Annotated in this window: 12 protein-coding genes and 1 tRNA gene; 2 read left to right on the top strand and 11 right to left on the bottom strand. The window is 66.7% G+C overall.

The genetic code is table 11. The features are described 5' to 3' along the window. Positions 1–74: 74 nt before the first annotated feature. From IFT58_RS08990 to IFT58_RS08975, 4 genes are all read right to left on the bottom strand, one after another. Positions 75–159: transfer RNA gene (locus tag IFT58_RS08990), tRNA-Leu, on the bottom strand. A gap of 51 nt (positions 160–210) precedes the next feature. Then, entirely contained in the window at positions 211–666 is a 456-nt protein-coding gene (gene secG / locus IFT58_RS08985; protein ID WP_188326752.1) for a preprotein translocase subunit SecG, read from the bottom strand. Between the two features lie 28 nt (positions 667–694). Next, positions 695–1,450, bottom strand: a complete 756-nt coding sequence (gene tpiA / locus IFT58_RS08980) for a triose-phosphate isomerase (RefSeq protein WP_192082580.1) — start codon at positions 1,448–1,450, stop codon at positions 695–697. A 613-nt stretch (positions 1,451–2,063) separates the two neighbouring features. Beyond that, positions 2,064–3,005, bottom strand: coding sequence for an isopenicillin N synthase family oxygenase (locus tag IFT58_RS08975; protein ID WP_188326750.1), 942 nt, complete (start codon positions 3,003–3,005; stop codon positions 2,064–2,066). A gap of 173 nt (positions 3,006–3,178) precedes the next feature. On the opposite strand from IFT58_RS08975, the gene IFT58_RS08970 reads away from it, so the two are divergent. Next, on the top strand, positions 3,179–5,038 hold the full coding sequence (locus IFT58_RS08970) for a sulfatase-like hydrolase/transferase (RefSeq protein WP_192081793.1): 1,860 nt from the start codon (positions 3,179–3,181) through the stop codon (positions 5,036–5,038). A gap of 213 nt (positions 5,039–5,251) precedes the next feature. Here the strand turns inward: IFT58_RS08970 and glmM are convergent, their stop codons facing one another. The 4 genes from glmM to trpB form a co-directional block, all read right to left on the bottom strand. Beyond that, entirely contained in the window at positions 5,252–6,616 is a 1,365-nt protein-coding gene (gene glmM, locus IFT58_RS08965) for a phosphoglucosamine mutase (RefSeq protein WP_192094514.1), read from the bottom strand. Beyond that, the gene (accD, locus tag IFT58_RS08960) at positions 6,616–7,497 is read right to left on the bottom strand and encodes an acetyl-CoA carboxylase, carboxyltransferase subunit beta (protein ID WP_188326747.1); all 882 of its coding nucleotides are present in this window, start codon (positions 7,495–7,497) and stop codon (positions 6,616–6,618) included. The genes glmM and accD overlap by 1 nt, the downstream gene beginning before the upstream one ends. 325 nt (positions 7,498–7,822) lie before the next feature. Further along, positions 7,823–8,632, bottom strand: coding sequence for a tryptophan synthase subunit alpha (gene trpA, locus IFT58_RS08955; RefSeq protein WP_192094513.1), 810 nt, complete (start codon positions 8,630–8,632; stop codon positions 7,823–7,825). Positions 8,633–8,830: 198 nt separating this feature from the next. Beyond that, on the bottom strand, positions 8,831–10,048 hold the full coding sequence (gene trpB / locus IFT58_RS08950) for a tryptophan synthase subunit beta (RefSeq protein ID WP_188326745.1): 1,218 nt from the start codon (positions 10,046–10,048) through the stop codon (positions 8,831–8,833). 95 nt (positions 10,049–10,143) lie between these two features. Here trpB and IFT58_RS08945 point away from each other — a divergent pair, with 95 nt between their 5' ends. Further along, the gene (locus IFT58_RS08945) at positions 10,144–11,040 is read left to right on the top strand and encodes a LysR family transcriptional regulator (protein ID WP_192094512.1); all 897 of its coding nucleotides are present in this window, start codon (positions 10,144–10,146) and stop codon (positions 11,038–11,040) included. A 189-nt stretch (positions 11,041–11,229) separates the two neighbouring features. On the opposite strand, the gene IFT58_RS08940 is transcribed toward IFT58_RS08945, so the two are convergent. The 3 genes from IFT58_RS08940 to IFT58_RS08930 are packed head-to-tail and all read right to left on the bottom strand — an operon-like array spanning position 11,230 to position 13,068. After that, complete coding sequence (locus IFT58_RS08940) at positions 11,230–11,886, bottom strand: phosphoribosylanthranilate isomerase (RefSeq protein ID WP_192081797.1); 657 nt, start codon at positions 11,884–11,886, stop codon at positions 11,230–11,232. Next, positions 11,883–12,653, bottom strand: a complete 771-nt coding sequence (gene truA / locus IFT58_RS08935; RefSeq protein ID WP_192081798.1) for a tRNA pseudouridine(38-40) synthase TruA — start codon at positions 12,651–12,653, stop codon at positions 11,883–11,885. Before truA ends, IFT58_RS08940 begins: the two co-directional genes overlap by 4 nt. 52 nt (positions 12,654–12,705) lie before the next feature. After that, positions 12,706–13,068: a VOC family protein gene (locus IFT58_RS08930; protein ID WP_192081799.1), complete on the bottom strand. Its 363-nt coding sequence runs from the start codon at positions 13,066–13,068 to the stop codon at positions 12,706–12,708. Positions 13,069–13,075: the final 7 nt, after the last annotated feature.

The raw sequence follows: 13,075 nt of genomic DNA, 5'->3' as shown, positions 1-13,075 counted from the left end.
TGGCATGGGGGAGTGGACGGGGACAACGCTACCCGGCGCAGAGCGCGCCGGACGTACCCGCTTTACTTACTAAATGGTGCCCAAGAGGGGACTCGAACCCCTACGACCTAAGTCGCTACCACCTCAAGGTAGTGCGTCTACCAATTCCGCCACCTGGGCTTACGATCGCGCTGGACTATCATTCCAGTGCGCGGCGTATTGTAACCGTCTTCAGTCTTTCTGGGAGCCTTCCGGCTGCTTTTCTTCACCAGAATTTGAAGATTCCGCCTGAGCCGGCACAGTCGCGGCCGGAACCGGCTGCTGCGCGGGCTGCTGGACCGGCACGGCATTGGCTGCCGGCACCGTGGCCGGGCGCTCGCCTGCCGGGGCGGCCGGCACGCTGGCGGCCGGCGCGGCCATCAGACCGAGATCCTGCTGCGCCGCCGGGCGGCTGCCATGACCGGCGTACCAGGCCATGAACAAGCTGATACCGAAGAACACCACGGCCAGCCATTTGGTCGACTTCGACATGAAGTTCGAGGCACCCCGTGCGCCGAACACCGTGCCCGAGGCACCGGCACCAAAGCCCGAACCGGCGGCCGCACCGGAACCACGCTGCATCAGGATGAGCGCGATCATGGCCACTGCCACCAGCACGTAAACGACATTGAGGATCAACATCAGCATCTGGAATCCGTCCTCGGACTACTTCTAATCAGGTTGCAGCCGCCGCCTGGGCGATGGCCAGAAAATCGGCAGCCACCAATGAGGCGCCACCTACCAGCCCACCATCGACGTCGGGCTGTGCGAACAGCTCTGCGGCATTGTCGGGCTTCACGCTGCCACCGTAAAGGATGGTCAGGGAATCGGCAATTCTAGCATCGACCTTGGCCACTTCGCCACGGATGAACGCGTGCACGTCCTGCGCCTGCTCCTTGCTCGCGGTGCGTCCGGTGCCGATGGCCCACACCGGCTCATAGGCGACGACGGCGTTCTGGAAGCCCTGCCCGCCCACGAGCGCGAGCACCGGGGCCAACTGGCTGGCGATCACGCTCTCGGTCTGTCCGGCTTCGCGCTGCTCCAGGGTTTCCCCCACACAGAGGACCGGTACCAGGCCGGCATGCAGGGCTGCAGCGAACTTGCGCGCCACCAGCTCACTGCTTTCGTGGTGGAACTGCCGCCGCTCGGAGTGGCCCACCAGTCCGTAGCGCGCGCCTACCTCGTGCAGCATGGCGGCGGAAACTTCGCCGGTGTACGCGCCCTTTTCATTGCTGCTGACGTCCTGCGCGCCAAAGGCGACGGCGGTGTCGGCGAAATCGTCGACCAGTTCGCCCAGATACGGCAGGGGCGGCAGGATGACCAGTTCAACGCCCTGCTCCGGTGCGCCGTTGGCGATGTCGGTGACCAGGGACGTGGCGAATTCGCGGCTGCCGTGCAGCTTCCAGTTTCCGGCGACGATCTTGCGGCGCATGGGCGATGGCTCCGTTTCGTATCAGCTGGACATGATAACGAATGAAATTATTCGCCGTTGGGTAGTAACCGGTTACACGTTGGTTTGAGGGTGATCGAACGGGTGGGACCCCCTCGCGGTGGGCTCTGACAGCGGGTTACGTGCTTGGGGCCGGGCGGTGGGGCTGGTCGGGGGACGGCAAAAGCCGCTCCTGCGTGCCTCGTTTCGTGCCATCCATGGCACTCAACGCCCCCGCCCAGCCCCACCGCCCGGCCCCCTGACAGGTTCCGTGGCCGCCCGCCGCGTATGAAAAAAGAGAAAAGCGGTAGCGCCGACCCATGGTCGGCGAGCGCAGCGGGCCGTTGGCGGGAACATTCCGCTACCGCAGGCCCAGTTGACCCGTCGGGTGGAGGGAGCCCCTGAGTCAGGGGCGGCCGCGAAGCGGCGGGGTGTGGGTGCTGGTGAGACGGGGCCCGCGGTTTGCGAAGCAAAGCGTGGGAGCGGCAGCGCGAATGGGATGACGTGGACCCGTCCCCCGCCAACCCACCCCGCCCCGCCAGCACGCAGGCCTGCAGCTCTTGAGGTTGCCGTTGCTGGTGCCCTAAAGCGGTCCGGCCGCAGGCCGGACACTCCACTACTTCAGCTTGATCTCGCGCAGGCGCTCTTCGAGGAAACCGTGGGCGGTGATCGGTTCCGGGTACCGGCTCGGATTCTCCGGGGTGATGCACGAGGGCAGCACGTCGATCAGATAATCCGGGTTCGGGTGCAGGAAGAACGGCACCGAGTACCGCGGCTGGCGCGCAAGATCACCCGGCGGATTCACCACACGGTGGATCGTCGACGGATACACGTGGTTGGTCAGCCGCTGCAGCATGTCGCCGATGTTGACCACGATGGTGTCCGCGTCCGACGTAAACGGCACCCACTTGCCATCGTGCGACTGCACTTCCAGGCCGGCGGCACTGGCACCCACCAGCAGGGTGATGAAATTGATGTCGCCATGCGCGCCGGCGCGCACGTTCGGCACGTCGTCGGTGGTGATCGGCGGGTAATGGATCGGACGCAGGATCGAGTTGCCCTGGTTGGTCTTGTCGGCAAAGAAGTCCTCCGCCAGACCAATGTGCAGCGCGAGCGCGGACAGCACGCGCGAACCGAGGTGGTCCAGCGCCTGGTACAGGCCATAGCCCGCCTCACGGAAGCCCGGCACTTCACTCGGCCACAGATTCGGCGGCATCACCTCACGGTACGGTGAATCATCCGGAATCTCCCGGCCGATATGCCAGAACTCCTTCAGATCGAAATGCTGCGAACCCTTCGCCGTCTCGACGCCGAACTGGGTATAGCCCCGCGCACCACCGCCACCGGCCACGTGGTACTGGCGCTTGGTTTCGTCGGGCAGGGCAAAGAAGGCTTTGAATACCTCGTAGGCCGCATCGATCTCGGCCTGCGGAATGCCGTGATTGCGGATGCCGGCGAAGCCCCACTGGCGGTACGCGGCGCCCAGCTCGGCCACGAAGGCGTCGCGGTCGCTGTCAAAACGGGTGATGTCGAGGGTGGGGATCTGGCTCACGAACATGTCCTGGCTGGCAATTGAACGGTCCGCGCAGAGACGCTGGCGCGGATGGCCATTGTGACAGATCGGCCCCCTGCCGCCAGCCAACCAGAGGATACAAATCGATACAATGCGCGCGCCCGGCATGCGCTGCCTGTCGACTCCCCCTCTGATTCCGCACGATACCCCCGACCGACATGGACGCCTCCGCACCCCCTGTGACACGCCGCGCCCGAGTGACCTGGGCATCGCTGTTCACCCTCCTCAACGCGCTGATCGCCATCGCCATCGTGGCGTCCTACGCGCCGTGGTCCGCCAATCCGGGCGGAACCCTCGGCAAGGCCTACCTGGCTATCGCCCTGCCCGGCCATTTCCTCGCATTCGGCGCGCTGACGATGCTGCCTGCCCTGTTGATCGGACTGTGGCCGCGCCGCACGCGCGCACTGACGGTGGCTGCCGTTGTCTGCCAAGGCCTGTGGCTGTGCCTGCTGCTCGTCGATGCGAAGGTGTTCGCGCTCTACCGGTTCCACCTCAATGCCATGGTGCTCAACATGGTCTTCGGCGGTGCCCTGCACGATCAGGTCAGCCTGTCCTGGACGAACTGGCTGCAGGTGGCCGGCGTGCTCATGGCGGTCTTCATCGCGCAAGGCCTGCTTGCGTGGAGCTGCTGGCGGTTGCTGCCGGCCCGCCTGCCGCAGCGCGTGCTGACCGCCACGTTGCTGGTGGCAGCCCTGGTGATGGGCGTCGGCCAGCTGGCAACGGCCTACTACGATGCACGGGGCGAACGCGCGGTGGTCAGCCAGTGGGCGTACATTCCGTGGGCGCAGCCGATCACGGCCAAGCGCCAGATGCGCGCACTCGGTGTCCCCGTGCTCCAGCGCGCCAGTGCCCTACCCGACCCACGATTCAGCGAGCTGGACTGGCCGCTGGCGCCGCTGCGCTGCCAGAGCTATCAACGCCCGAATATCTTGATGGTCGTGATGGAATCGCTGCGCGCCGACGCGCTCGATCCGCAGACGATGCCCAACACCTGGGCACTGGCTGCGCGCTCGCAGGTGTTCGACCACCACTACAGCACGGGCAACGCCACGCGCTTTGGCCTGTTCGGCCTGCTGTATGGCCTGCCCGGCGCCTACTGGCAGCCGATGCTGGCCGAGCAGCGTGGCTCGCTGCTGCTGCAGGTGATGAAACAACAGGGGTATGCGCTGCACATCCATGGCAGTGCACCGTTGTACAGCCCGGAGTTCGACCGTACCGCCTTTGCCGATGTGCGAGACCTGCTGCAGACCGCGCCGTCGGCACTGTCCGTCGCCGAGCGGGACCGCCATGTGGTGCAGACGTTGCAAGCGGAGATCAAGGCAAGCCCCCCCGGCGCGCCGTGGTTCGGCTTTGCCTTCCTGGACGCCACCCACGCGCCCTATCACCTGCCGAAAGACTATCCGCCGCTGGTCAGCCCGATGGCGCCGGACATTGATTTCCTTGCCTTGGACAACGACCACGACGCCACGCCCGAACGTAATCGGTACCGCACGGCAGTGCACTACGCAGACAGCCTGCTGGGTGAACTGCTGCAGGGCCTGCGCGATGCGGGCATGGACGAGAACACGATCGTGCTGGTCACCGGCGATCACGCCGAAGAGTTCAACGATCTCGGCCTGAACTACTGGGGCCACAACGGCAACTTCTCCGACTACCAGTTGCAGGTGCCGTTCGTGCTGCATTGGCCGGGGCGCGATGCAGCGCATGACGCACGCATGAGCTCGCATGAAGACTGGGTGCCTACGGTGCTGCGCCATGCGCTGGGGTGTGAGAATCCGCTGGAGGATTTCAGCACGGGGCAGGACCTGCTGGCCCCCGCACCGCCGGGAACGCGCTCGCTGCTGGTGGAAAGCTGGTCACAGCGCGGCATCCGGCGTGGCCACGATATCTATGTATTCGACAAGTTTGGCAATGCCACCGCGCTGGGAGCGAACTATCTGCCGCTACCCGTGCAGCAACCCGACACGGCCAGCGTGCGCGAAGCATGGGATGCGCTGACGCGTTTCCGCCGTCACTAGGGCAGCCATTGCATTCACGCCGTGGCCCGCATCGCCTGGTAGTGCCGGCTTCAGCCGGCACCGCACGAGCCACGCCCTGGTAGTGCCGGCTTCAGCCGGCACCGCGGCAAAGGCCAGCCGACTGAAGTCGGCTCTACCGAAATGCCAAACGCCAGCCGACTGAAGTCGGCTCTACCGAAGCGGGGAAAGGTCGGGCGCGGACGACGCTCTGTGTCAGGCGGCGGCGGCCGCCTGCACCGCGGCGGACAACTGGTCCAGCGTGTCCTGCATCAGCCCCGCTTCGTCCGCTTCCACCGTTACCCGGACGACCGGCTCGGTGCCCGAGGGCCGCAGGAAGGCACGGCCGCGACCAGCGACTGCCTCTTGTGCACGCGCGAGCGCATCCTGCACGCTCGCCGCCTGCACCGTGGCCTTGGCGGACACATTGCCCAAGCGCACGTTGACGGTCTTCTGCGGCACCTTGACCAGCGGCTGCAGCGCCTCACGGAGGGTCTGCCCGCTTTGGCGCAGCGCTACCAGCACCTGCAGCGCACTGACGATCGCATCACCGGTAGTCGCCCGGTCCAGGCACAGCAAGTGGCCGGACGCCTCGCCCCCCAGAACACCGCCACGTTCGGTCAGCGCCTGGTGTACGTAGCGGTCGCCCACATTGCTGCGGATGAACGGAATCGCCAGTTTTTCCAGCGCCTGCTCGAGACCGAAGTTGGTCATCAGCGTGCCGACCACGGGGCCACGAAGACGGCCTTCGGCCTGCCACGAGCGCGCCAGGATGTAGAGCAGGTCGTCCCCATCAACCGGGTTGCCCTGGTCGTCGGCCATCAGCACACGGTCGCCATCGCCATCAAAGGCGATGCCCAGATCCGCGCGCATCTCGCTGACCTTGGCCGCCAGACTGTCGATGTGCGTGGAGCCCACCCCGGCATTGATGTTCAGCCCGTCTGGCGCCGCGCCGATGGCGATCACCTCCGCACCCAGCTCGCGAAACAGCAGCGGTGCGATGTGGTACGTGGCGCCATGCGCGCAGTCCAACACCAGGCGCATGCCACGCAGGTCGAAACTGCGCGGAACGCTGGACTTGCAGAACTCAATGTAGCGGCCGATCGCTTCGCGCGCGCGCATCGCCTTGCCAAGCTTTTCGGACTCCGCCGTGCTGAACGGCTCGTCGATGCCTGCCTCGAGCGCCAGCTCGGTGGCGTCGTCGAGTTTCTCGCCCTGCGCGGAGAAGAACTTGATGCCGTTGTCATAGTGCGGGTTGTGCGACGCACTGATGACGATGCCGGCGTCGGCACCCAGGGTCAGGGTCAGGAAGGCCACCGCCGGAGTCGGCATCGGCCCCAGCAACTGCACGTCCACGCCGGCGGCAACCAATCCAGCTTCCAGCGCCGCTTCAAACATATAGCCGGAGATACGGGTGTCTTTGCCGATCACGACGATCGGGCGGCGGCCCTCGTTGCGCTTCTGGGCCACCAGCACGCGCCCGAAGGCGTTGCCGAGCCGCAGCACGAAATCCGCCGAAATCACCCCTTGGCCGACACGACCGCGGATGCCGTCGGTACCGAAGTACTTGCGCGCGCCCATCAGGATTCGGCGACTGCGGGTGCCGGTTCACTGCGCAGCATCGCCAGCAGGTCGGACAGCCGGTCGCGCAGTTCGCGGCGATCGCAGATCTGGTCGATGGCGCCATGCTCCAGCAGGAACTCCGAGCGCTGGAAGCCTTCCGGCAGTTTCTCGCGCACGGTCTGCTCGATCACGCGTGGACCGGCAAAGCCGATCAGTGCGTGCGGCTCGGCGATGTTGATGTCACCCAGCATCGCGAACGATGCCGAGACGCCACCGGTGGTGGGATGGGTGAGCACTGAAATGTAGGGGAGCCCGGCTTCGCGCAGCTTGCCCAGCGCGGCCGATGTCTTCGCCATCTGCATCAGTGAGAACAGGCCTTCCTGCATGCGTGCGCCGCCGCTCGCGGAGAAGCTGACATACGGTGCGCCGATCTCCAGCGCGGTTTCGGCGGCAAGCGCGAAACGCTCACCGACCACCGAGCCCATCGAGCCGCCCATGAAGGCGAAATCGAACGAGGACGCGACCAACGGGCGCCCCTTCAGCAGACCGCGCATGGCGATCAGGGCGTCGTACTCGCCGGTGTTCTTCTGCGCGACCTTGATGCGCTCGGCGTACTTTTTCTGGTCCTTGAACTTCAGCAGATCGGTCGGCCCAAGGCGTGCGGCGATTTCGGTGGTGCTGTCCGCATCGAACAGTGCCGCCAGGCGCGCGCGCGCGCGGATCGCCATGTGATGGCCGCACTTGGGGCAGACTTCCAGGTTCTCTTCCAGCTCGGGACCGTACAGCGCGCTGCCGCAGCTGCTGCACTTTTCCCACAGGCCCTCGGGGACGCTGCGCTTCTTGCTGGGGACGTTGTCGGTGCGGATGCCCGACGGCATCAACTTGCTGAGCCAACTCATGCGGGATGCTACTTCCGTTCAGGGCGGCCCGAAGGCCGCAAAGGCCGACAGTCTAGCTCAGGCCTTCCCTGCCCGTGCACCCCTGCGACGGCGTATGGGGCGGGTGAAAAACCCTACTGCTGCGTACGCTGGACGGCCGCTGCGCTCGCCGAGCGTGGCTCGGCGCTATCCGGGCGGAGCCGGCCGCTGCGCTCGCCGAGCGTGGCTCGGCGCTACCTGGGCGGGGCCGGCCGCTGCGCTCGCCGAGCGTGGCTCGGCGCTACCTGGGTGAAGCCGGCCGCTGCGCTCGCCGAGCGTGGCTCGGCGCTGCCTGCGTGCGGGACGGTCAGCCGTCGAGGGCTTGGCGCAGCGGTGCCAGGAACCGGGTCGCGGCCTGTACTGCGGCGTCGATCGAATCGGCTTCGGCGAGCACGGCCACGAGGGCACTGCCTACGACCACGCCGTCGGCCTGTCGCGCCATCGCCGCTGCGCTGGCCGCGTCTTTGATGCCGAACCCGGCCACCACCGGCACGCCTGCACGCGCGCGCAGGGCCGCCAGACGGGTGCCCGCCGCATCGTGGTCAAGCCGCTCGGAGGCACCGGTCACCCCGGCGAAGCTGACGTAGTACAGATAGCCACGTGCCAGGCCCAGCAGGGTCTCGGCGCGGGCCGTGCTGGTGGTCGGCGACGCCAGCAGCACCAGGGCCAGGCCCGCCGCATCAAATGCCACGTTCGCCTCTTCGGCCTCTTCCGGCGGCAGATCGACCAGCAGGACGCCATCCACGCCCGCCGCGACCGCTTCGGTGGCGAATCGCGCGTAACCATGGATCTCCACCGGATTGAGGTAACCCATCAGTACCACCGGCGTGCGTGCATCCTGCTCACGGAATGCCGCCACCGTCTGCAGCACGTAACGCAGGCCGGCGCCACGCGCCAGGGCCCGCTCCGAGCTGCGCTGGATGGTGGGACCGTCCGCCATCGGATCGGAGAACGGCACGCCGAGCTCGATCACGTCGGCCCCCGCTGCCACCAGTGCGTGCATCACCGGCACGGTCGCTTCCAGCGACGGGTCGCCGGCAGTGATGAACGGGATCAGCGCCTTGCGCTGCTGCGCGCGCAGGGACTCGAAACAGGCGTCAAGTCGAGAAACAGGCATATCAGGCACATCCTTCAATCAGTTCAACAGCGTCACTGGTTCCCCAGTACATGCGGGTCACGTTTCCACGTTTCCACGGTGCAACTCCTACCTCAGCATCAGGTCCAAGCCCGGATGGCGCAGGGTGAGCTTCTCGTCGTTCGCGGGGGGATGGCGCCCGTCCCCGCAGCACCGCACGGCCTTGATACACCGTGGGATTCACAGGATCAGGCCGTCACGTGCCGCGATGGTGTGTACGTCCTTGTCGCCGCGACCGGACAGGTTGCACAGCACCAACTGGTCACGCGGGCGCTCACGGGCCAGTTTCATCGCCTGCGCAAGCGCATGGCTGGACTCCAGCGCGGCCAGGATGCCTTCGGTACGCGCCAGCAGATGGAACGCCTCCAGCGCCTCGTCATCGGTGATGCCCAGGTAGGTGGCACGGCCACTGTCTGCAAGGAACGCGTGCTCCGGCCCGACCCCGGGGTAATCCAGGCCTGCCGATACCGAGTGGGTTTCGATGATCTGGCCATCGTCGTCGCACAGCACATAGGTGCGGTTGCCGTGCAGAACGCCCGGGCGACCGGCGGCGATCGAGGCCGCGTGGCGACCGCTTTCAATGCCGTCACCGGCCGCTTCGGCGCCGAAGATCTGCACCTGCGGATCGTTGAGGAAGGCGTGGAACAGGCCGATGGCGTTGCTGCCACCGCCGACGCAGGCGGTGATCGCATCCGGCAGCCGGCCATACTCCAGCAGCATCTGCTCACGCGCTTCGCGGCCGACGATGGCGTTGAAATCGCGCACCATGCGCGGGTACGGGTCCGGGCCAGCCACCGTGCCGATGATGTAGAACGTGTCCTGCACGTTGGTCACCCAGTCGCGCATCGCTTCGTTGAGCGCATCCTTCAGCGTCGCCGATCCGGAGGTCACCGGAATCACCGTCGCGCCGAGCAGCTTCATCCGATAGACGTTGATCTTCTGACGCTCGATATCGGTGGCGCCCATGTACACCACGCATTCCAGTCCGAGCCGCGCGGCTACCGTCGCACTGGCGACACCGTGCTGGCCGGCACCGGTCTCGGCGATGATCCGCTTCTTGCCCATGCGCGAGGCGAGCAGTGCCTGGCCGACCGTGTTGTTGATCTTGTGCGCGCCGGTATGGTTCAGGTCTTCGCGCTTGAGCAGGATCTGCGCACCGCCAACGTGGTCGCTGAGGCGGCGTGCGTGATAGATCGGGCTGGGTCGCCCCACGTAGTGCGCCAGATCATGGTCGTATTCGGCGATGAATGCCGGGTCCTTGCGTGCCAGATCGTAGGCTGCCGCGAGCTCCTGCAGCGGGCCGACCAGGGTTTCAGCGACGAAGCTGCCGCCGTAACGGCCGAAATGGCCGCGGGCATCGGGATAGGCGTGGAAATCAGTGATCGGGGGGAGCGACATGTCGGCAACCGGTGGTGCAGGTGGATGGATACTCTAGCGCACGCTCCAGCGGGCGAATATCGATATTTCCGGCGTGACATGTCAGTATTTCTCACATGACCAGTAGACCGCTACCTCCCCTCAACGCCCTCCGCGCCTTCGAGGCCGCGGCGCGGCTCGGCGGCGTCGGGCGCGCGGCCCACGAGCTCCACGTCACCCATGGCGCGGTCAGTCGACAGATCAAGCTGCTGGAAGCGGACGTGGCGACGGTGCTGTTCCAGCGTGAGGGCCGCGGATTGCGGCTGACCGATGCCGGAAACGTGCTGCACGCGGCCTGCCGCGAGGCATTTGGCCGGCTGCACGAGGCGGTCGACGCCGTGCGCCGCCCCGTCCGGGCGGCCGCGCTGGTGCTGGGCTGCAGCAGCAGTGTGCTGGCGCGCTGGATGATTCCACGGCTGCCACGCCTGCAGGCCGCGCTGCCGGCAGTGCACGTGCACTGGTCGGCCCTGGATGGCAGCTTCAGCGAGGAACAGGCGCAACTGGATGCGGTGTTGCTGCTGGCCGAGCCACCGTGGCCGAGTGGCTGGCAGGTCATCGAACTCGCAGCGGAGCGCGTGGGCGCGGTGATATCCCCGGGCCACCCGGCAGCACAGCGGCTGCAGGGACAGCCTCCTGCGGCCTTGCTGCCAGAAGCAGTGCTGCACACGATGTCACGACCGCAGGCGTGGCCCGCATGGGCCGAGGCGCAGGGGCTTGATCCGCGTGCCATCCAGCTTGGCCAGGGTTTCGAGCATCTGTACTACCTGCTGGAAGCCGCAGTCGCAGGCTTGGGCGTTGCGATTGCGCCGGAACCGCTGGTCGCCGAAGACGTGGCGAGTTCACGCTTGCTGGCCCCGTGGGGATTCGCCGGCACGGGCGGCATGTGGGTGCTGGCCCGCCCGACGGGACGTGAGGACGCGCGCGTGGATGCGCTGGCGGTGTGGCTGAAGGGGCAACTGGCAGGGACGCCGTGAATGCCGGGCCGCTGCGCTCGCCGAGCGTGGCTCGGCGCTACCGAGGCGGGGTGACGCTGCCGCTGCGCTCGCCGAGCGTGGCTCGGCGCTACCAGGGCGGGGTGACGCTGCCGCTGCGCTCGCCGAGCGTGGCTCGGCGCTACCGGGGCGGGGTGATGCGATGCGGCCGCTGGGCGTATCGCGGGAAACTCAATCCAGGCTGGCGCAGTCGGCGCGGCGGACTTCTTCGACGAACTTGCGCATCGCGTATCCGTCCTTGATGCCCGGCTCGGATTCGATCCCGCTGGACACGTCCACGCCCCACGGCAGGGTCGCCACCGTCGCGTCGTAGACGTTGTCCGGGGTCAGCCCGCCGGCCAGCAGGAAGGGGCGATGCAGGCCGCTGGGAATGCGTGTCCAGTCAAACGCCACGCCCGTTCCACCACCACCACCGGGGGCGTGGCTGTCGAACAGGAAGCCAGCCGCGCTGGGGTAACGCAGCTGCAGCGTCCGCGCGTTTACGTCCTCGCGCCCGCCCATCGCGATGGCTTTCAGGTACGGCATGTTGAAGCCGCGGCAGAAACTCTCGTCTTCGTCGCCATGGAACTGCAGCAGCGTCGGACGCACCGTGCGCAATACTTCGCGCACCTCCTCGCGGGTGTTGTCACGGAACAGCGCCACCACGTCCACCATCGGCGCGATGGCCTGCCGCATCGCGCGTGCCTCCGCCGGTGCGACCCGGCGCTTGCTCTCGCGCGCGAAAATGAAACCCACCGCGTCGACGCCGAGTTCGCCCGCCAGGCGCACATCGCCGGCGCGTGTCATGCCACAGAACTTGATGCGGGTGCGGTAGTAGGAACGGCTCATAAAGTGACCTCGGCGGGCAGTTGCCAGTTATCGGGGTACAGCGGACCCAGGAACACCAGACCCTGCGGTGGGGCCGTCGGTCCTGCCACGGAACGATTGCGGCCGGCCAGCAGTTCGCCGATCCATTCCACTGGCCGATCCCCGGTGCCGACCAGCATCAGCGAGCCCACGATATTGCGGACCATGTGATGAAGGAATGCATTGGCCTGCACCGACACTTCGATGATGTCCTCATGCCGGGTCACTGCCAACGCGTGCAGGGACCGACGCGCATGCCGCGCCTCGCACTGGGTGCTGCGGAATGCGCTGAAGTCGTTCTCGCCCAGCAACGCCTGTCCGGCTTCGTGCATCAACGCCGCATCCATCGCACGCCGATCCCAGCTCAGGGTCTGCCGTTGCAGCGCGGGACGGACCGGCCGGGTCAGCAGGCGATAGCGGTAACGACGCGCGCGCGCCGAGAAGCGGGCATGAAAATCATCCGCCACCGGCACACACCAGCGCACTGCGATCGCATGCGGCAGGCGGGCGGTGGTGCCAAGCACCCAGCCGCGTGGGTCCCTCTGGGCCTCGGTATCGAAATGGACCACCTGGCATTGACCGTGCACGCCGGTATCGGTTCGACCGGCACAGGTGACCCGCACGGGCGCATCGGCAACAGAGGAAAGGGCCTTTTCCAGGCTGGCCTGCACGCTTGGACCGGCATCACCCAGCGTCTGCCAGCCATTGAATCCGCTGCCGTCATATTCGACGCCTAGCGCGTAACGCATGGTGCTACCTCTGTATCTGAAAAAGGGCGCGCAGGCACGCGGCCGACGCGTCCTACGTGGCGGGGTCGCGCTCGGACCACACGGCAAGTTCATTGCCACCGGGCTCGCGGAACTGGAACCGGCTGCCGCCAGGGAATGAGAAAACCGGCTTGAGGATGTGCCCCCCAGCGGCCACCACGGCATCCATCACTGGCTGCAGGTCGTCGGCATACAGCACCAGCAGGGGCGCCCCCGTCGACGAACCGCCGGGTTCTCCGCTGAAGAATCCCCCCTGCAACCGACCATCGTCGAAGGCGGTGTAATCAGGGCCATAGTCCTGGAACGTCCAGCCGAATACCGTCTCGAAGAAACGACGGCTGGAAGCAGGATCGTGCGAGGCGAACTCGACATAATCGATGCGATTGTCGTGGTGCATGTCGGGA

It is taken from the genome of Stenotrophomonas sp. CFBP 13718 (assembly GCF_014842145.1).
GTDB lineage: Bacteria > Pseudomonadota > Gammaproteobacteria > Xanthomonadales > Xanthomonadaceae > Stenotrophomonas.
Note: the sequence above shows the minus strand (reverse complement) of the source record. Positions and strands in the feature narration are given on the sequence as shown.